Source organism: Photobacterium sp. HL06, from assembly GCF_059552575.1.
Window position 1 is genome coordinate 3,287,981 of the sequence record NZ_CM183914.1, and the last position, 20,307, is coordinate 3,308,287.

General features: G+C 49.6%; 20 protein-coding genes. 11 read left to right on the forward strand and 9 right to left on the reverse strand.

Annotated elements, in window-relative coordinates; translation table 11 throughout:
• The first annotated feature begins 6 nt into the window (after positions 1–6).
• The 8 genes from AC51G0_RS14890 (at position 7) to yajL (ending at position 7,505) form a co-directional block, all read left to right on the forward strand.
• Positions 7–576, forward strand: coding sequence for a YajG family lipoprotein (locus AC51G0_RS14890; RefSeq protein ID WP_496299467.1), 570 nt, complete (start codon positions 7–9; stop codon positions 574–576).
• Positions 576–1,130 carry a peptidylprolyl isomerase gene (locus AC51G0_RS14895; RefSeq protein WP_496299469.1) on the forward strand — a complete coding sequence of 185 codons (555 nt, stop codon included), beginning with the start codon at positions 576–578 and terminating at the stop codon, positions 1,128–1,130. The genes AC51G0_RS14890 and AC51G0_RS14895 overlap by 1 nt, the downstream gene beginning before the upstream one ends.
• A gap of 42 nt (positions 1,131–1,172) precedes the next feature.
• Positions 1,173–1,535: a hypothetical protein gene (locus AC51G0_RS14900; RefSeq protein WP_496299470.1), complete on the forward strand. Its 363-nt coding sequence runs from the start codon at positions 1,173–1,175 to the stop codon at positions 1,533–1,535.
• Between the two features lie 559 nt (positions 1,536–2,094).
• Positions 2,095–3,477 (forward strand): AmpG family muropeptide MFS transporter, encoded by a 1,383-nt coding sequence (locus AC51G0_RS14905; protein ID WP_496299471.1) that lies wholly within the window; start codon positions 2,095–2,097, stop codon positions 3,475–3,477.
• 359 nt (positions 3,478–3,836) lie between these two features.
• Positions 3,837–4,643 (forward strand): nucleoside-specific channel-forming Tsx family protein, encoded by an 807-nt coding sequence (locus AC51G0_RS14910; RefSeq protein WP_496299472.1) that lies wholly within the window; start codon positions 3,837–3,839, stop codon positions 4,641–4,643.
• Between the two features lie 363 nt (positions 4,644–5,006).
• Positions 5,007–5,846 carry a nucleoside-specific channel-forming Tsx family protein gene (locus AC51G0_RS14915; RefSeq protein ID WP_496299473.1) on the forward strand — a complete coding sequence of 280 codons (840 nt, stop codon included), beginning with the start codon at positions 5,007–5,009 and terminating at the stop codon, positions 5,844–5,846.
• 140 nt (positions 5,847–5,986) lie between these two features.
• The gene (gene panE / locus AC51G0_RS14920) at positions 5,987–6,892 is read left to right on the forward strand and encodes a 2-dehydropantoate 2-reductase (protein WP_496299475.1); all 906 of its coding nucleotides are present in this window, start codon (positions 5,987–5,989) and stop codon (positions 6,890–6,892) included.
• Positions 6,882–7,505 (forward strand): protein deglycase YajL, encoded by a 624-nt coding sequence (gene yajL / locus AC51G0_RS14925; protein WP_496299476.1) that lies wholly within the window; start codon positions 6,882–6,884, stop codon positions 7,503–7,505. Before panE ends, yajL begins: the two co-directional genes overlap by 11 nt.
• Positions 7,506–7,663: 158 nt before the next feature.
• Here yajL and thiI read toward each other — a convergent pair whose 3' ends face one another.
• The 3 genes from thiI to pomA all read right to left on the reverse strand — a co-directional run bounded on the left by thiI (position 7,664) and on the right by pomA (position 10,974).
• Positions 7,664–9,112, reverse strand: a complete 1,449-nt coding sequence (gene thiI / locus AC51G0_RS14930; protein WP_496299477.1) for a tRNA uracil 4-sulfurtransferase ThiI — start codon at positions 9,110–9,112, stop codon at positions 7,664–7,666.
• 171 nt (positions 9,113–9,283) lie between these two features.
• Entirely contained in the window at positions 9,284–10,201 is a 918-nt protein-coding gene (locus tag AC51G0_RS14935) for a flagellar motor protein MotB (protein WP_496299479.1), read from the reverse strand.
• Positions 10,202–10,212: 11 nt separating this feature from the next.
• Entirely contained in the window at positions 10,213–10,974 is a 762-nt protein-coding gene (gene pomA, locus AC51G0_RS14940; protein WP_496299481.1) for a flagellar motor protein PomA, read from the reverse strand.
• A 212-nt stretch (positions 10,975–11,186) separates the two neighbouring features.
• Between pomA and xseB the strand changes: the two genes are divergently transcribed.
• The 3 genes from xseB to dxs are packed head-to-tail and all read left to right on the forward strand — an operon-like array spanning position 11,187 to position 14,208.
• Positions 11,187–11,429 (forward strand): exodeoxyribonuclease VII small subunit, encoded by a 243-nt coding sequence (xseB, locus tag AC51G0_RS14945; RefSeq protein WP_428452713.1) that lies wholly within the window; start codon positions 11,187–11,189, stop codon positions 11,427–11,429.
• Positions 11,422–12,324, forward strand: coding sequence for a (2E,6E)-farnesyl diphosphate synthase (gene ispA, locus AC51G0_RS14950; RefSeq protein WP_496301967.1), 903 nt, complete (start codon positions 11,422–11,424; stop codon positions 12,322–12,324). Before xseB ends, ispA begins: the two co-directional genes overlap by 8 nt.
• A gap of 24 nt (positions 12,325–12,348) precedes the next feature.
• Positions 12,349–14,208 (forward strand): 1-deoxy-D-xylulose-5-phosphate synthase, encoded by a 1,860-nt coding sequence (gene dxs, locus AC51G0_RS14955; RefSeq protein ID WP_496299482.1) that lies wholly within the window; start codon positions 12,349–12,351, stop codon positions 14,206–14,208.
• A gap of 69 nt (positions 14,209–14,277) precedes the next feature.
• Here the strand turns inward: dxs and AC51G0_RS14960 are convergent, their stop codons facing one another.
• From AC51G0_RS14960 to ribBA, 6 genes are all read right to left on the reverse strand, one after another.
• Complete coding sequence (locus AC51G0_RS14960) at positions 14,278–16,359, reverse strand: hypothetical protein (protein ID WP_496299484.1); 2,082 nt, start codon at positions 16,357–16,359, stop codon at positions 14,278–14,280.
• A gap of 140 nt (positions 16,360–16,499) precedes the next feature.
• The gene (gene pgpA / locus AC51G0_RS14965) at positions 16,500–16,985 is read right to left on the reverse strand and encodes a phosphatidylglycerophosphatase A (RefSeq protein ID WP_496299485.1); all 486 of its coding nucleotides are present in this window, start codon (positions 16,983–16,985) and stop codon (positions 16,500–16,502) included.
• A 3-nt stretch (positions 16,986–16,988) separates the two neighbouring features.
• Entirely contained in the window at positions 16,989–17,963 is a 975-nt protein-coding gene (gene thiL / locus AC51G0_RS14970; RefSeq protein WP_496299486.1) for a thiamine-phosphate kinase, read from the reverse strand.
• A 63-nt stretch (positions 17,964–18,026) separates the two neighbouring features.
• A complete protein-coding gene (gene nusB, locus AC51G0_RS14975; protein ID WP_496299487.1) occupies positions 18,027–18,497 on the reverse strand; it encodes a transcription antitermination factor NusB in 471 nt (156 codons plus the stop codon).
• Positions 18,497–18,967 carry a 6,7-dimethyl-8-ribityllumazine synthase gene (gene ribH, locus AC51G0_RS14980; protein WP_075763709.1) on the reverse strand — a complete coding sequence of 157 codons (471 nt, stop codon included), beginning with the start codon at positions 18,965–18,967 and terminating at the stop codon, positions 18,497–18,499. The genes nusB and ribH overlap by 1 nt, the downstream gene beginning before the upstream one ends.
• Positions 18,968–19,203: 236 nt before the next feature.
• Positions 19,204–20,307, reverse strand: coding sequence for a bifunctional 3,4-dihydroxy-2-butanone-4-phosphate synthase/GTP cyclohydrolase II (gene ribBA / locus AC51G0_RS14985; protein ID WP_496299488.1), 1,104 nt, complete (start codon positions 20,305–20,307; stop codon positions 19,204–19,206).

Below are 20,307 nucleotides of genomic sequence, written 5' to 3' on the forward strand. Positions count from 1 at the left end.
ATAAGTATGAAGAAGCTTTTTATTGCCGCCACTGTTTTGGCACTTACTGCCTGTTCAGCCCCATCTGAGCCTCAGTTAACAATTGCCCCAACACCAGTGATAGCCAAGCAACCCACGGCTAGCGGACAAGCCCTGAGCCTGGAAAGCCGTGACTTGCGTACTGCTCAATTTGTTGCCGTTGTCGATAGTGGCCGCCAAAATGTACAGCCCCTGCATGCAACGCAGAACCTGCGCGTTACGCTGGAAGAAGCCTTGTCGCGCCAGCTCAGATCTCAGGGCTATACGCTTACACAAGACAGCAAGGGCACACTGCGCCTTGATATCCTGGAAGCCATGGTCAACATCAAGCACAGCGTGATGAGCCATGAGCTAAACAGCAAGCTACAACTCCAACTGGTTGTTGAGTCACCAGCAGGCAAGTTCGTCAAGCGTTACTCAGGTAAGTCTGAGCGCTCGGGGACAATGAGTGCTTCAGTAGAAGATATGGAGCAAGCGATGAATAACCTGATCACAGCTGTATTGAAAGACATCTATGCAGATCCTGAACTGAACACCTATATGCAGGAGAACCTGTAATGCGTCGTTATTTGCTTTCTTTACTCTTTTGCATTGCCCTGCCGGTCAGTGCTGCAACCCAAGTTCTGGTCACCACCAATTTGGGAGAGTTTACTGTCCAGCTGGATGAAAAGAACGCGCCATTATCGAGCCAGAACTTCATTCGCTATGTAGAAGATGATAGCTATGTAGGCACGATTTTTCATCGAGTGATCCCGGGTTTCATGGCCCAGGGCGGTGGCTTTGACAAAGATTTGAAACGTCGAGCGAGCTATGAGCCGATAAAAAATGAGTCAACCAACGGCCTTAGTAATGCACGCGCAACCATTGCCATGGCTCGTACCCAAGCCCCTGACTCTGCAACCCGCCAGTTCTACATCAATTACCAGAACAATTCGTTCTTGGATGCCCAAGGCAGCCGCCCTGGCTACGCCGTGTTCGGCAAAGTTGTGAAGGGGTTCTCAGTTATTGAAAAAATGGCTGAAATTCCTACCACAACTATCCGCTCCATGGGTATGAAAGATGTTCCGCAGCAGCCTATAGTTATTAAAGCTATTACTATTATTAAAGAGTAGGCTAACGTCACCTGGCCGTTATCCTACGACCAGGTGACTGCTATGCTTACACTGATCTCATCTCGGCCAGATGTTTCTTCTGAATTGGTCAATCAGCATATTGCTGACTATGCCCCAGCCCTGGCATTGAGTGCGCTAGGGACACTTAGTGGCGATGTCAGCTACGACTCCATGACAAAAACCTGTACTGAGCACTTGCATGACTGGTGGAAACTCTCTGTACCGTCGGGCACCCCTACCGATGGTTATGAATCCGCTTACTGGTACCTGCTTCATTTACTCGAATCACTGGAAGAGCACGAATTGCTGGGCAACAACTTTATCCAGTTTAAAGTCACGGCCACCGCCCAGTTTCTACTTGGACTCGGTGAGCATCAGAAAAAAATGCAGGGGATTAGGCCGTAAAAAGCGGGAAGCGGGAAGCGGGAAGCGGGAAGCGGGAAGCGGGAAGCGGGAAGCGGGAAGCGGGAAATATTTAACCACCTTCAATTGAATATCCAGTATCCTCTCGCTTTTCGAAGCAAAGTCTCCCCGCAACTTTTTTATGGTTCTTTGTTCCAGCGAGCATAACTATCTTGTTCATATTATCCAAACAATCCCTCTTAATTCAAAACTATCTCCATAAGATCTCAGGGCCACTGTACCGCTTTTTCACGCCTCCCGAAGCGAAGCGCCCTCGCATCCATGAGCACAGCGAATCTTTTACTGTCTTTTTACTGAAGTTCACAGTAGCGTATACCAAGCTGAATAACTATCTGGCCTATCAGCGAGATTGAAATGGCTCAGAGACAAGGCGCTTGATCTCGGCCCCAAATTTTTTCGATGTAGAATCACTATATCTTCATCAATTTGTGTTGCTCTCAAACGGCTGGTAACGCTCTGATTGGATCAGATAGTTATTCAGCTTGGTATTTATTTTATAATCGTGGAAAAGCGGCAACGCTGTGATGATTTAGAGGGATCCATGGAGCAATCAATCGACGATAACAAACTGGGCTGGCGTGTCTATTTAGAAAAGAAAGTGCTAATTATGCTGGCGCTGGGATTTTCTTCCGGCCTTCCCCTATTGCTGGTATTCGGTACCTTGTCATTCTGGCTTCGCGAAGCCGAAGTCAGCCGGACTGACATCGGCTTTTTCAGCTGGGTCGCTTTGGCTTACGGTTTCAAGTGGATCTGGTCACCTTTGATTGATCGCTTTCCCGTTCCGGTTTTGTCGGCTCTATTAGGCCGCCGCCGGGGCTGGATGGTATTCTCACAGCTGATGATCATCGCTTCTCTCTATGGCATGGCAATTAGCAACCCCCAGGTCGATCTGGTGCAATTGGCTATCTTTGCCGTTATTGTCGCCTTTTCTTCTGCCTCGCAAGATATCGTCATCGATGCTTACCGGATTGAAATGGCCTCTGAGAGGCTTCAGGCCGCCCTGGCTGCATCCTATATGACGGGTTATCGGCTAGCTATGATCATGGCTGGTGCCGGAGCCTTGGCTTTTGCGGCCTGGTTTGGCTCCGACAGCGGTTATGATGTCAATGGATGGAAACACGCCTACTTCATCATGGCGGCCTTCATGCTCGTTGGCCTGATCACCGCCCTGTGTATTCACGAACCGAACATCGACAATTCTGAGATTGACAATGTCGAGCGCAACTACCGTCAGCAACTCGCTGATAATGGAATGGACCCGAAACTGGCAAGGGTCGTTGCCTGGTTCTATACCGCCGCTGTCATGCCATTCCGGGATTTCTTCACCCGCTATGGTCGCGATGCCCTGCTCATTCTCGTGCTGATCGGCTGTTACCGGATTTCAGATGTCGTCATGGGGGTCATGGCGAATGCCTTCTACGTCGATATGGGATTCACCAAAACCGAAGTTGCCTCGGTGTCGAAAATCTATGGTGTGATCATGACCTTGCTAGGTGCAGGGCTAGGCGGAATTTTGGTCAGTAAATTCAGCACGCTGCGTATTCTGGCATTAGGTGCCGTACTGGCAGCCGGCACCAATATCTTGTTTATGCTGTTTACCTACATGGGCAATAGCCTGCCAATGCTGACGCTGGTGATATCAATTGATAACCTGAGTGCCGGAATTGCCACTGCGGCATTCATCACCTACATGTCAAGTTTGACCAATGTCGCATTTTCAGCAACTCAATATGCCTTATTCAGCTCGATTATGCTGCTGTTTCCTAAGTTTATTGCCGGTTTCTCAGGCCTATATGTTGATACTTTTGGATATAACATTTTCTTCTTAACAACAGCATTAATTGGCTTGCCTGTTTTGCTACTGATCTATGCCGTAGACAAAAACTCGAAATCAAGCTCTGAAGCTAGCTCTGAAGCGGGCTGATCAACACATCCCACGACAAAATCCCCCCAAAGCCCTAACCGGAAGTATTCTGTTGATGAAGAATACTTCCGCCATCCATTTATCACACTTTTCTTTCTGAAAAAGACCCACAAAACCCCGGTTAGATGAGCCATTTATCACTTAGTTCAGAAAATATTCATAAAAAACATCAGAAATGACGATCAAGATCACCAATCACTTGAAATGAAATCGATTACAGGAGATCGCGATCACGTTTGGAAAAGGATTGCGCAATCGTTACATTCACAACAGTGACATAAAACAATAGAATTGCTGCCATAAATACGGGCAACCCCAAAATAAGCCCGATTCTTAAAAACAATTAGCGAGAGTTCACCATGCGTAAATCACTAGTAGCACTGAGCGTATTAGCAGCAACAGCTCTACCTGCAGCAGTAAATGCAGCTGACTATTCTGACGATATCCACAAGAATGACTACAGCTGGTCACAGTTCAACCTAATGTATGCTTTTGACGAGCTACCAGGTGAATCAAGCCACGACTACCTAGAAATGGAATTCGGCGGCCGCTCTGGTATCTTCGATCTATACGGTTACGTTGACGTATTCAACCTGACTAGCGATAAAGACAGCGACAAAGCTGGCGCTGAAAAAATCTTCATGAAGTTTGCACCACGTGTCTCTCTTGATGCAGTCACTGGCAAAGACCTGTCTTTCGGTCCAGTTCAAGAGCTTTACCTTGCAACGCTTATGGAGTGGGGCGGCAACTCTGGCGTTAACAACCAGAAAATCGGTCTGGGTTCTGATGTAATGGTTCCATGGTTAGGCAAAATTGGCCTGAACCTATATGCTACTTACGAAGGAAACGACCATGCCTGGAACGGCTACCAAGTCTCGACTAACTGGTTCAAGCCTTTCCACTTCTTCGACAACGGCAGCTTCATCTCTTACCAGGGTTACATCGATTATCAGTTTGGTGTAGATGAAGTAACTATTCCTGGCGTTGGTGAACTTAAGACGTCAAGCGGCGGCGCGATGTTCAACGGTATCTACTGGCACTCTGATCGTTACGCTGTTGGTTACGGCCTAAAACTATACAACGACGTATATGCTCTTAAAGACGACGGTGTAGCTGGCAAAACATCAGGTGTTGGCCACTACGTAGCTGTTACCTACAAGTTCTAAGTCATTTTGTACTTAGCATGACAGAAGGCACCTAAGGGTGCCTTTTTGTTATCTGGCATTTACCCTCTCAAAAATAAGATTGAAATTACTTCCGAGACACCCCCGCTTTCTCCCTCTTTTTATTCCATATTTTTTCTGTCTTTTTTACTAACAACTGAGAATAACGACTTAACGATAAGACAGAAAAACAGCACTGAGAATTTACGCTAGCCTTTGCTGTATGAGCGCAAAGTATATTGTTACCCCCATAACGCGTTCACGACACACTTCTTGCCACGTTAATCCAGACTTCTGCACTGCGCGAAAGACCGGAGATGACAAGAAGAATTACAGGCAATGGCAAATGGTTAGCGAGAAGTCATCATGTATAAAACTCTGGCAGCTCTCAGTATCTGTTCCGCACTCGCCCTGCCCGGTGCGAGTTTCGCCGTCGATTACTCGGACGACATTCGAAAAAATGACTATAAATGGTTCACTTTAAACCTGATGCAAAGTATCAACAATCGTATCCCGTTTGGCTTTCAGGATGATACCTATTTTGAAATGGAGTTTGGTGGTCGCTCTGGCTGGCTAGATCTATACGGCTATCTGGATGTCTTTGATGTCCTCAACTCCAGTAATTCAGACCGTAACAAACAGGAAGGTAGTGATGATTTTGCTGATAACTTCTTCTTCAAATTCGCTCCACGGTTCTCGATTGATGGTATGACCGGCAAAGACCTTTCTTTTGGCCCGGTACAAGAGCTCTATATTTCCACCGTGACCAACGTTGGTGACAATGCCTTATTCGAACACTATATCGGTATCGGTTCGGATGTTCAGGTTCCTTGGTTCGGAAAAGTGGGGCTCAATACCTATGCGCGCTATGTCCGGGAGAACTTTGGTGCGGATAATGAAGGTGAATGGGATGGCTACATGGTGTCAACCAACTGGTTCAAACCTTGGTATACGCTAAGTAGTGGCGACTTCATCACCTATCAAGGCTATCTCGATTATAAATTCGGAGCTTCTAAAATCTCAGATGGTGTTAACCGAACAACAACAGCGGTTGAATGGTTTAACGGCATTTACTACCACACTCCACAGTGGGCCTTTGGTTATGGTGCGAAGTACTATCACAATATGGCACTGTTCAAAGACGGTGGTTTTGCCGGCGACACCACAGGTTGGGGCCACTATCTATCGGCTAACTACAAGTTCTGAAGCCGAGTTTATCCCATAATAATGATCTCCGGAGGCACATCGACTGATGTGCCTTCTCTTGTCTGCTCATCTGTTCAAACCCAGCGGCAGAAAATGCTATCCTGCCCCCTATTCAATTTGATAACCAAGGGAAATATCAGGTGAAGTTTACCGTTGTCGGGGCCGGTGCCGTCGGCCGTTTATGGGGATGCAAGTTAGCCAAGCAGCATCAGGTGCATTTTTGGACCCGGGACAATAGTTCCGATATCGCAGTCCAGCTGAACCCAATCGAACAAGAAAGCGAACCTGAAACCTTCAGCTTCTCCGCCAATCAGCCAGAAGTACTAAAAAGCGCTGACTGCATTCTGATCACCGTCAAAGCCTTTCAAGTCGAGCAGGCAATTTCTGATATCAAGCCCTACCTGGCACAGGAAACAAGGGTTATCATCATGCACAACGGCATGGGCAGCCAGCAAACTGCCCTTCAGCTGTTACCTGATAATCCCATTCTTTATGCCACAACAGCCCAGGCCGCATTCCGTCCCAACCACCAGCAGATCAACCATACCGGATTAGGGCAAACCTGGATTGGAGCAATAAACACTGCTGGAAGAAAACATGAAGAACTCGCTTCCATCCTTGACCAGGCACTTTCTCCCTGCCAATGGCATGACGATATCAATCTCCCGCTTTGGCAAAAGCTGGCTATCAACTGTGCTATCAATCCACTGACTGCTATCCATCAGTGCCAAAATGGAGAGTTAGCCAACCAGGCGTTCGGCCAGCAACTCAGTGGTATCTGCAGTGAAGTCGCCCAGGTCATGACAGCTGAAGGCTACCCAATCGATAGCAGCGAACTCAGACAGTTGGCAGACAAGGTCATCAAGGCCACGGCACAGAACTTTTCTTCAATGAACCAAGACATTTGCCAGCATAGAACCACAGAAATCGACTATATTACTGGCTATCTCATTGCTCGGGCACAAGCACACCGGATCGCCGTTCCGGTGAACACCCGGCTATGGCAACAAATAAAACAACTGGAGCAACAATATAATGACCAATGACGCTCAGCAGCAACGTCCGATCAAAGTGGCAGTGTGTATCGCCCCCGGCACTGAAGAAATGGAAGCGATCAATACCATCGATATCCTGATCCGTGCCGGCTTTGAGGTCACCACAGCCAGTGCCGCGTCCGACGGGGCACTAATCGTGGAAGGATCCCGTGGCATCAAGTTGGTTGCTGACGTAGCCTTGGTTTCGATTGCCGATGACCCATTTGACTGCGTGGTGCTGCCAGGCGGCCTTGGCGGTGCAGAGTGCTTCCGTGACAGCCCGTTGCTGGTAGAATTTGTCAATCAGCATAAATATGACGGTAAGCTGGTTGCCGCTATCTGCGCAGCCCCTGCTGTTGTTCTTGAACACCACCAAATGTATCCCAAAGCAATCATGACAGCCCACCCGGCTTTCATGGAGCAGATCCCGGAAGATCGCCGCCGTACCAAACGTGTTGTGTTTGATGTCAACGGCAACCTGCTAACCAGCCAAGGGCCGGGAACCTCGCAGGAGTTCGCCCTGGAAATTATTGTTCGCCTGGCAGGCAAAGAAAAAGCCGCCGAAGTCGCCAAGCCGATGGTGGTGTGGCCGAACATGCATTATGACGTGTTGCCGAGGGTGTAAGCGTGAAGCGTGGCAGATTGTAGAATCAAAAAAGCGAGAGTTAACAACAACTCTCGCTTTTTAATATAAGTCAGAAGCTTATTTAATGCTTTTTCTCGCATCCCGAAGCGAAGCGCCCCCGGAGCGCAGCGTAACTCGCTTCCACGGCAAAGCTGTAATTACGGCCGATACACCTTCACGTTATCAAAACCGTTTTCTTTCAGGTATAGCGCCTGCAGACGGCTCATCACACCACGGTCGCAGTACAGCAGGTAGGTTTTCTCTTGTGGAAGATCACCGAACTGGGTCGCCAGCTTATAAAACGGCAGGTGCTTAACCTCAACGTTTTCCAGTTCCAGCGGGTTCTCGTCTTCTTCGTCCGGGCTGCGGATATCCAGGACAATCGAACCGGTATCGATCTGATCGACAAGCTCAATCTCCGGAGCCTGCTCCTGGCTTTCTTTTTCGATGTCGCGAATATCAATCACACGGGCCTCTTGTACCACACGATCAAGTACTGCAAAATCAAATTTCGCTTCTTCCGTTTCCAGCTTCTCTTTCACCGCTTTCACTGTCGGGCTTTTCGAGATCACACCACAGAATTCCGGCATCGTCTTGGCGAAGTCTTCGGTACCGATGTCACGAGTGACATTGATGATATCTTCTTTGTCCCAGTTGATCAGCGGGCGCAAGATCAAAGAGTCGGTCACATTATCAATATGACGCAGGTTGGTCAGTGTCTGGCTGGAAACCTGGCCAAGCGCCTCACCCGTTACCAGAGCCTGAATACCAAAGCGCTCAGCGACCTGACCTGCTGCACGCATAAACATACGCTTCAGCACGACACCCATCTGTCCGTCGGCAACATTTTCCAAAATTTCAGCGACTACCGGCTCAAAATCAATGGCAATGAATTTAACTTTGGCTGATGAACCGTATTTTTTCCATAGGAAATGTGAAACCTGCTTAACGCCGATTTCATGGGCCGGACCACCAAGGTTAAAGAAGCAGTAATGGACTTTACTACCACGCTTGATATGCAGGTAGCTCGATACACCCGAGTCAAAGCCGCCAGAAATCAAGCTCAGTACATCTTCCTGCGTACCTAACGGGAAGCCGCCCAGGCCTTTGTGGCGCGCCAACACCTGGTTCAGTTTATCCTGGGACACTTCGATTTTTACCGTTACATCCGGATTTTTAAGCTTAACCGACGCAGATTCCACCGCCTGATTCAGGCCGCCACCGACGTAACGCTCCAGCTCAATCGACGTAAAATCATGCTTTCCTGCACGCTTGGCACGAACACAGAATGTTTTGCCTTCAATCTGGTCACGGACGTGTTCTAGCGTCTGCTCATAGATATCATGCATATCTGTAAAGCCAGTTTGTTTTACTTCCAGCGAGTGGTGAATACCAGGCGTTTGCGTTAATACCGCCAGAACCTGATCTCGAATACTGTCATCTTTCGACGACACTTCGATATGGCTACGACGGTTATAGACCGTCACTGAATCAGACACACGCTGAAGAATAATGCGGATGTTACTTTCCAGAATTTTGATAAAGCGCTTTCGAACAGACTCACTCTTTACAAAAATCTCAGGATGGGGTTTAACGATAAATTTCATAACACGCTTCGCTACACTGGGCCAAACAATACCAAAGGATCAATACCCAAAGGGATCAAAGGCGCGGATTATACAGCAAGCAGGCTGTTGCTGAAACAAGGATATACAAGGTGGCATTACCCACCTTGTATATAAATCCACTATAAGTCTACTAATAGGTTTAGTGTAGGCTTAATTTCTGTCACTGGTCACTTCATCAGAATAATGAGGCTCGCCCTGCATGATGGAAATCTCTACCCGGCGGTTCTCCTTACGCTGCTCCTCGGTTTTGTTACCGTTAAGCGGCGCGGTATCAGCCAGGCCAACCACACGCAAGCGCTTATGGTCAAACCCTTCGACTTTTTCCATTTCCTGGGCAACCGACACCGCCCGCTGAGCCGACAAATCCCAGTTAGAACGGTACAGTTCCGAGTCCAGCTTCCGGTTATCGGTATGGCCGGAGACCCGGATCACCCCAGGTACATCTTTGACCAAGTCAGCGACCTGCCGTACCAACGGCCGGAACTTCGGCTGCAAAAATGCCGAGCCCGCGGGAAATGAGCCTTTTTCCTTAATCCGGATCACAACCTGCTGGCCAAAGTTCTCCACTTCGACAGCCCCATCTTCAATTTCACGGTTAAGCGCCTGTTGCATGATTTCCAGCAATTGCTGCTGTGATTCTTGCATCTCAGACTGGTTGTTCTGGTTTAGTTCGGTCGATACTTGTGCACTCTGGCCACCGTTCAGTTTCCCCGCATCTCGCTTGGTACCACCAGCGCGGTCTGACTCGCCCTCATGAAAATCCAATGAGCGCTGGGTCATGTCGATAGTCTGCTGCATGATCACCTCGATCGGTGTCGGCTCCGGGCGTCCCGGGCGGAACTCCTGGGCGATCACGCTAGTTCCCTTCGGAATGTCTTTGACTTCCAGCATATTCTGGACACCGAAAGCAAACTTCATCGAACCTGCAATTTGCTTAAACTTCAGTACATCCATCTCGGAAAACGATAGCAAGAGTACAAAAAAGCACATCAGCAGCGACATCAGATCGGCGAACGTACCCATCCAAGCAGGTAACCCCGGGGGGGGACATTTGCATTCTTCTTCCATTGTCCCTCCCGTTACTCGTCGCCGTCGATACTACGTTTCTTCTCATTAAGGTAGTTTTTCAGGTAGCCATCTATCACCCGCGGGTTCTGACCGTCCTGAATCGCCAGCACCCCGTCAAGTATCAAGCGGCGATTAAGCTTTTCTTCATCTTTGCGCAGCTCTAGCTTGGCAGCAATCGGTAGCATCACCATATTTGCCATCACAGCACCATACAAGGTCGTCAACAGGGCAACTGCCATCGCCGGGCCGATCGATTTTGGATCATCCATGTTCGACAGCATCGCAACCAGACCGATCAGCGTACCAATCATCCCCATTGCGGGTGCCACATCGCCCAGCGCTTTAAAAATGCCGGCCCCGAGCTCATGGCGCTCGTTGGTCAGGGCGATATCTTTTTGCAACGTGGCACGAACAACATCTGCATCATGGCCATCCACCAGCAAATCAATTCCCTTACGCAAGAAGGAGTTATCCACTTCCATCTCTTCCAGAGCAAGAAATCCGCCTTTACGTGCAGCATCGGCCATCTCGACAACCTTGGCAATTAAGTCCTCAGGATTATCGGTTTTGAACATAAACGCCTTCACAGCAATTTTTGCGGCACCGAAAAACTGACCGATGCTGTACTGCATTAACGCCACAAACATCGAGCCACATAAAACGATCAGGATCGACTGCGTATCAATGAACATACTGATACTACCGCCCAGCACCATCGCCATGATGACAAAGGCAAATGACCCGATTAAACCTATGAGGGTAGCCAAATCCACCGGTAATTCTCCAACTAATGACACGTAGCCAAAAATATTTCTATGGGTATTCTATCGAACTCAGACTATATCGGCACCATTGAATTTTGATTTAGCTTTGTTGCCAGCAAAAGTAGAAAATTACTGTTTGTGACACAGAATCCTGTGACATAATTTGACGCTGTAAACTCTCTACGTTATTTTTCTTGCACTTAAATCATAGTGAACCCTTTATGGCAGCTAAAAAACCTGAAAATATGGCGTTTGAAGCCGCACTGGATGAACTAGACAGCATCGTAAATGAGCTGGAGTCCGGTGACATTGCGCTTGAAGACGCGCTGAAAAAATTTGAGCGAGGCATTGCGCTTGCCCGTAGTAGCCAGCAAAAGCTGACTCAGGCCGAGCAGCGTGTGGAAATTCTGCTTCAGGCAGATGATGAAGCCCCCCTGACTGAATTTGATGCAAACAATGAATAACACCTCATCCCTGTCACAGTCTCTGCAGTATTACCTTCAGCGTAATAACCAGCAGCTGGCGCAGTGGCTGGCCGCTCAGCCTTTTGCTGAACAGCCTCTCATCGAAGCCATGAAGCACGGTACCTTGCTTGGTGGTAAACGCGCTCGCCCTTTTCTGACTTATGTAACAGGCCAGATGCTGGGTGCCAATTGTGATGATCTCGATACTCCGGCTGCGGCAGTGGAATGTATTCATGCGTATTCATTAATTCATGATGATCTGCCAGCCATGGATGACGATGACTTGCGCCGTGGTCAGCCAACCTGCCATATTGCCTTTGACGAGGCGACGGCTATTCTGGCTGGCGACTCCCTGCAGACACTGGCATTTGAAATTTTAGCCTCTGGCACCTTGAGTGAGCACGGCGAGAAATACCGCATCCAGATGGTTAAAGAGCTGGCACAAGCTTCCGGGGCTGCCGGCATGTGTATGGGCCAAGCTTTAGATTTAGCGGCAGAAGGCCAACAGGTCTCGCTGCAGCAGCTTGAAACAATACACAAGCATAAAACCGGGGCCTTGATCCGCTGTGCTATCCGCCTTGGGGCTCTAGCTGCTGGTGATAAAGGGGCCGATGTATTACCCCAGCTCAACCAATATGCTGACGCTATCGGGCTGGCCTTTCAGGTCCAGGACGATATTCTTGACGTTACCAGTGATACCGAAACCCTAGGGAAACCACAAGGTTCTGATCTGGAGCTGGAAAAAAGCACTTACCCGGCCCTACTGGGATTGGAGGGAGCGAAAGAAAAAGCTCAGCAACTTTATCAAGAAGCGCTACAAGCATTGGACGCAATACCCTACAATACAAACCAATTAGAAGTTTTTGCCCGATACGTCATCGAGCGCAATAACTAAAATCAGTAAAAGCGCCGAAATGTTATGACACTGGATATTTCAAAATACCCCCATCTGGCTCTGGCAAACACTCCAGATGAACTTCGCTTATTGCCAGCTGACAGCTTGCCGACAGTCTGCGATGAACTACGTACCTACTTACTGAAGTCAGTAAGCCAAAGCAGCGGCCACTTTGCCTCCGGCCTCGGTGCCGTCGAGCTGACGGTTGCCCTGCACTATGTCTACAATACCCCGTTCGATCACCTGATCTGGGATGTAGGCCACCAGGCATACCCACACAAAATCCTGACCGGCCGCCGAGAGGCGATGCCGACGATCCGCCAGAAAGACGGGGTTCACCCTTTCCCGTGGCGTGAAGAAAGTGAGTACGACGTATTATCCGTCGGCCACTCTTCCACCTCGATCAGTGCTGGTCTAGGTATGGCTATTGCCGCTGAGAAGGAAGGCCTGGGCCGTAAAGTGGTCAGCGTGATCGGCGACGGTGCGATCACGGCAGGTATGGCGTTTGAAGCGATGAACCATGCCGGTGGTGTACATTCGGACATGCTGGTGATCCTGAATGACAATGAGATGTCTATTTCAGAAAACGTCGGCGCGCTGAATAACCACCTGGCACGCTTGCTGTCTGGCAACCTGTATACCACCATCCGCGAAGGCGGCAAGAAGGTACTGGCAGGGGCGCCACCGATCAAAGAGCTGGTTAAGCGTGCGGAAGAACACCTTAAAGGCATGGTTGTCCCTGGCACTATGTTTGAAGAACTGGGCTTTAATTACATTGGCCCGGTAGACGGCCATGATGTTGAGGAACTGGTCAAGACTCTGAAGAATATGCGTAACCTGAAAGGGCCGCAATTCCTTCACATTATGACTAAAAAAGGCAGGGGTTATGCCCCAGCCGAAGCCGATCCGATCAACTACCACGCCGTACCCAAGTTTGATCTGACCCAGAACCCAATCCCGAAAGTGAAAAGCAAGCCGACGTTCTCCAATATCTTTGGTGACTGGCTGTGCGACATGGCAGAGCAAGACAATAAGCTAATGGCCATCACTCCAGCAATGCGTGAAGGCTCTGGCATGGTGCGCTTCTCGAAAGAGTTCCCGGAACAGTACTTTGACGTTGCCATTGCCGAACAACACGCTGTGACGCTGGCTACGGGCATGGCTATCGGAGGCTACCATCCGGTTGTGGCTATTTATTCTACGTTCTTGCAGCGTGGCTACGATCAGCTGATCCATGATATCGCGATCATGGATTTACCGGTGATGTTTGCCATCGACCGCGGCGGCCTGGTCGGCGCTGACGGCCAGACGCACCAGGGCGCATTCGATCTGAGCTTTATGCGCTGTATACCGAATATGGTCATCATGGCACCAAGTGATGAAAATGAATGTCGCCAGATGCTCTATACCGGCCATCAGCACCAGGGGCCAAGTGCCGTACGCTACCCTCGAGGCAGTGGGACTGGTATCGCTCCGGATCGCAAGATGACAGCACTCGAAATCGGTAAAGGCATTATTCGCCGAGACGGTGAGAAAGTCGCTATCCTGAACTTCGGTACGACCCTGAGCTATGCCCTGGAAGCAGCAGAAAACCTCAATGCCACCGTTGCTGATATGCGTTTCGTCAAGCCATTGGATGAGGCATTGATCCTGGAACTGGCCGCTAACCACGACGTACTGGTAACCGTTGAGGAAAATGCCATTGCAGGTGGTGCAGGTAGCGGTGTTAACGAATTTTTGATGAAACAAAAAGTACTCAAGCCTGTGCTCAACATCGGCCTGCCGGATCGCTTTATTGAACAAGGCACACAAGCCGAGCTCCATGCCCTGCTTGAAATCGATGGCCCAGGAATAGAGAAACAAATCCGCGAGTATCTGGATTAAATCCTGATAACTGGATCCTGGTTCCTTAGGCTTTTATCTAGGAACTAGGATCTAGGTTCTCGCTCTTCTTCACTCTTCCACCCTTTTCAATACTGCCCCTTCATACCCACCAAGCTCGATATAACGTATCGGCTCACTCAGCGAACCATCATAGCTGACCCTCTGGTATTCTCCCGGCAGGGATACACGAAGCGGCTTCGCTAACAAAAAGCCTTTATTGTTTCTTTCTTTGACCGCTCGGTATAGCACTAGCCCTTCACTGTAGCGACGGGCAATTACACCTTCTTTAGGCGCGTCACCAAACCAGCCGGAACGGTATAGCCAAAACCAGTTGGCAGGTTGAAGCGGAATATCCGATATCGCCGAGGCCGTTGTGCTGGCCTTGTCGCCTTTATTCTCCCATTTGACGACTTTGTATCCCTTAGGGACGCTGGCAGGCTGACCAATGTCAACCTCAAGCATGGCGGTTGGCTGGTAAACCCAATTTTTTGGTACACCCTGGCGATACCAATTGCGTAATGTGGTATTGCCGCTGCCATAGAAATAGGTTTGGTTCCAGCTATGGAAAAAGGTGTAACCGGGTAGGTTAAAAAAGTAATACTGTGCGAGCCCTGTTTCAATATCACGCTGCCATGCATAGGCAGACGATGGTTCTAACTCACTCCGCCCGCCTTTCACCGATGCCATGATCAGACTTTTATCTCCGGCTTTTGCCAGAGCAAAGGTCTCCCAGGCATGCTGCATTCTCTCCAGCCCCATGGTAGGAGTGAGGTAGTGCTCCCTCAGCCAGAGATCAATCACTTCTCGTAACTGCAGGGGCCACACGGAATAATGCCAGAGATTGAGTTCCGATATATTGGCTGCCAACCAACTTGTCTGGGTTTTCTGTTTCACCTGGCGCAAAAAGCCCGCCAGCTGAACGGCATACTCAGTGGCCGCTTCTGTGGTACCGACCTGAAGCGGCAGTTCGCTGAGCCGTCCTCCCGAAACGACTGTGAACTGGTTCTTGCCAAGCAGCTTGGCCATATCATCATTGTAAGCGCCGCTTAATCCCTGTCTTTGCCAATCGTAGTGATACCAGCTGGCATGCAGCTCATTGAATGCTTCATTGGCCAAATTGACCCGGTACCAACAAGTGCCCGGCCACATGTGCCCGGCCGGGATCAGGCGTGCCTGATGCTTGAAACGGGCACTAGCCTCTGTATTGCGGCGCTTGGCAAACTCGGGGGCACTGACATAACCATCACCATTACTATCATTGGCTGCATCCCAGCCGGGGATCAGCAACTGCTGTTTATCCAGGTTCAGCCATGGCCGGATATTCAACGCACTTAACCGGGCTCCTTCCGGCCATACCAGTTTTACCATCCAAGTTTTTAGCCCATTATCCAATCCGATATTGCCACTATTGAGCTTACGCCCCTGATAATAAGGCCATGCGCTCAGCCAGGGCTTGCCCAAAGGTATTTCGCCGACCAATTGTCGCTCAACGCCTTGCCGGTTATCTGCGGGCGGGGATAATTCACCTTGAGTCCAGTCAACCTTCGCTTTGCGCCAGCCTGCAACATTGCCTTTCTCATTAACTGTGTTTAACTTCAGCAATGGTGTTCCATCCGCTTTGAGCTGAAGGGCATCAAACGGATAGGAAGAAAAAAGAATAACCTCATCGCCTGGCTGCAACATTAGTGGCAAGCGCGCTGTCGAAAACTGATTATTGCGAACCAGCAATAAGTGATACGGCTTACCTTTGAGTAAATAATCCAACCCGGAACTCGCCCTATCAACCGCAAGCCGGGTATCTTGGGCAAAATGCAGGAACCCGTCTTCCATGTCTAGCCCTAAGATAGCAGCCTGTTTACTTAGCCATGCCGACTGTTTACCGGGGCGGCAATCCAGCTTCTGGCTATAAATGTATCCAACAGCAATCGTCTGCCGATTGATATCAGTATCCTGCATGCTGCCAAAGATAATATCTGCATGACGGGCCTCCCAGTCTTTGACATCCTGGGCCGTATCAAAGAACGACGTTGCCAGTGGCTCATCCCAACTTCCCGGCAATACCCAAGCCGCCCCTGTCGAGGGGTATACCTGTGCATTCACCTGGTACGCCAACAATAACCCTACGATCCCTTTCAACCAACGCCACGGCATAGCCCACCACTGAATCGTCCAGTAAACCTTAATAAAGCCTAGACGAACAATTTATAGCATGTTGATTTAAAGCCCGTTTATCAGGAATAAAAAAGCCGCGCAGCTGCGCGGCTTGATGAAAATCCTGCTCCGACGGGTGATTACCAGCCCATCCAGTAACCGACTCCCCACAATGCTATCATCGCCATGAAGCCAGCCAGAATATCGTCAACCATGATCCCCAGGCCGCCATGGACATGCTTATCCAGCCAGCTGATCGGCCACGGTTTGACCATATCAAAGAAACGAAACAGCACAAAACCTGTCAGCACCCACTCCCAGCTTGCCACAGGGGCTATTGCCATGGTGATCCAGAATCCGACAAATTCATCCCAGACAATGCTGCCATGGTCATGCACCCCCATATCGTCGGAGGTTTTCTGGCAAATAGTGATCCCGATCAGCGCCGCTATCAGGATGATAACCAAATAAGCGGAAAAAGGGAGCTGAACCATTAGCAGGTAAAAAGGGATTGCCGCCACGGTACCCATCGTACCCGGTATGATGGGTGACAGGCCACTACCGAACCCGGTTGCCAGCAAATGCCAAGGATTTTTCAGGTTAATGTTATCTTTAGGGTTTCCCACGTATTACTCCGCAAAATGGTCATAGCCGTGCAATTGCCAGTCAAGCTCCTGATCACCTCTGATCAACTTGATCCCCCGACCAGGACGTAGCTGGCCAATACAGGTCGCTTTAACGCCACAGTGTGCCAGAGTGGTATCAATGGCGCCACGATTCTGCTCGGGAACCGTAAAGCAGAGCTCATACTCTTCGCCACTGCCCAGTGCCAGCTGCAACGCTTTGTCATCATCGGTTTCGAACTGGCGTAACTCCGGCGAAAGCGGTAATTTATCAACGTCAATATTGGCTGCAAGCCCAGAGCGTTTCAAAATATGCCCGAGATCGGAAATCAGGCCATCTGAAATATCCAACGCTGCAGACGCAATCCCACGTAATGCCTGTCCGGCCAGGATCCGTGGCTGCGCCTTGTAATGACGTTCAAGCAGGGTTGCCTGTAACTGCTCATCACTAACCGTTTTTTCACCCAACAGTAAGGCTAATCCAGCAGCACTGTCCCCAAGGTTTCCGGTTACATAAACCCAGTCTCCCGATTCAGCGCCACTTCGGGTTAGCGCTTTACCTTGTGGAACAAAGCCATGCACGGTAATCGTGATACTTAACGGCCCTTTGGTCGTGTCTCCACCAACCAACTGAACATTATAATAATCTGCCAATGCAAAGAAGCCCTGACAAAACTGGCGCAGCCAATCTTCATCAGGTGATGGAAGGGTAAGAGCAAGAGATACCCAAGCGGGTGTCGCTCCCATTGCCGCCAAGTCACTGAGATTTGAAGCCAAGGCTTTATGAGCAACCAGTGCCGGATCAGCATTGGCCAAAAAATGGGTACCTGCGACAAGGGAGTCAGTACTGACAGCCAACTGACTGCCAGCCGGTACATTCAACAGTGCACAATCATCACCGATAGACAAAGCGACATCGCGGCGATTTACATTCTGATGCTCAAAATACCGAGCAATGAGGTCAAATTCGTTACTAGCCATACTTTATTCAAATTGAAGACAGAAAAAAGGCCAGCTAAGCTGGCCCTCTAGAATCGTATTCGATTACTTCTTATTGCGAAGTGTTGGTGCTGCTTTATCCAGCACACCGTTCACAAATTTGTGGCTGTCTTCGGCACCGAAGGCTTTCGCCAGTTCGATTGCTTCGTTGATAACCACTTTGTATGGTACGTCATCACGCTTAGTCATCTCGTATACCGCAAGACGAAGCAGCGCAAGTTCCATCTGATCCAAATCCTGTAGCGGACGAGACAGGTACGGACGCATTTTGCTGTCCAGCTCCTGATGGTTCAGTACCACGCCTGTAAACAGATCACGGAAGTAAGCAACGTCTGTATGTGGTGCTGCTAGCTCAGGCGCATCGGCCTGGTGCTCTTCTTCTTCAAATTTATCACCTGAAAGGAAGTGCTGCTCGATATCGGCAACATTACCTTTCGTGATTTGCCAAGAATAAATTGCTTGTACAGCAAAGTGACGTGCATTTCTACGTGCGGCTGGTTTCACAGTAACCCCCATTAGGATTCGATTTGGGACAGGACATTAACCATTTCAAGCGCGCTTAGTGCAGCCTCTGCCCCTTTATTACCAGCCTTGGTACCGGCACGCTCAATGGCTTGTTCGATAGAATCTACAGTCAGAACACCGAACGCAACTGGAGTATTGAACTCAAGAGCGATCTGCGCCAGACCTTTATTACACTCACCGGCAACATAATCAAAGTGTGGAGTACCACCACGGATCACAGAGCCTAGCGCAACGATAGCATCGTAACGATCGCTCTTGGCTACCTGCTGGGCTACCAGCGGAAGCTCGTATGCACCTGGGCAACGAACAACAGTGATATTGTCATCGCTTACCTGACCTTGACGTTTCAGTGCGTCCAACGCACCTGAAAGCAGGCTTTCGTTGATAAAGCTGTTGAAGCGTGCGATTACGATAGCAACTTTTGCATTTGGTGCCGCGATGGCGCCTTCAATTACCTTCATGGGCCTTCCTGTGACTATGTCTTTCCGGTTTGAGAAACCGCGGGAGTCTACCACACTTTAAAAGTTATACCAATTGCATCTCATCCGGATGGGTTAAAGAAGCAAACCGTCACTCTAGCGTGGTGAATACGTATTTCTCGCCGGTATTTTCAAAATTACCTCCCGTACAACAGTCAAGCTGACAACAGGAGAGAGAAAAAGGCAGGCCAGCCATCAACACTGGCCTGTAAGTTCATTTACTCGCAGATATACTCTACGACTTCCAGGCCGAAGCCTGACAGCGAGTGATAACGCTGGGTAGAAGAAGATAGCAGGCGCATTTTCGACACGCCTAAATCAGACAGAATTTGAGAGCCAACTCCAACCTGGCGAGACTGATCTTTCGGATTCAGTTTCACCATCGGTTTGCCTTCTTCCTGCGCCGCCAGCTGTTTCACCTTGGTGATGACAGCCTCTTGGTGTTCATGCTTGCTCAGTACCACCAGCACCCCGCCCTCGTCAGCAATTCGCTTCATGGCGGCGGACAGGGTCCACTGCGACGCACCGGAATGGAGAATATCTTTAAAGGTATCTTGCAGGTGAACACGTACCAGGGCTGGTTGATCGACAGCCACATCGCCTTTACGCAACGCATAATGGATTTCATTATCGATGGTGTCGCGGTAAGTGATCATGTCAAACTCACCAAACTCCGTTGGCAGGCGACATTCGGCAACACGCTCGATAGTGGTTTCGTTGTTATTACGGTATTCAATCAAATCGGCAATGGTACCCAGTTTCAGGCCATGCTTTTCGGCAAACACTTCCAGATCCGGGCGACGTGCCATGGTGCCGTCTTCATTTAGGATCTCAACGATAACACTCGATGGCTCAAGGCCTGCCAGGCGGGCTACATCACACCCGGCTTCAGTATGGCCTGCACGGGCAAGTACCCCGCCTTCCTGCGCCATCAGCGGGAAAATGTGTCCCGGCATAACGATATCAGCCGCAGTCGCATTTTCTGCCACGGCTGCTTGGACAGTACGGGCACGGTCTCCTGCAGAAATCCCGGTCGTAACACCCTGTGCCGCTTCAATCGAGATAGTAAAATTGGTACTGAACTGCTCGGTATTATCCTGAACCATCAGAGGCAGGTTAAGCTGCTTGCAACGAGCCTGAGTCAACGTCAGGCAAATCAAGCCTCGGCCATTGGTCGCCATAAAGTTAACAGCTTCAGGAGTGATCTTTTCTGATGCCATGATCAGATCGCCTTCATTTTCGCGATCTTCATCATCCATGAGGATAACCATCTTACCCAGGCGGATATCTTCGATTATTTCTTTTGCACTGCTTAACGCCAT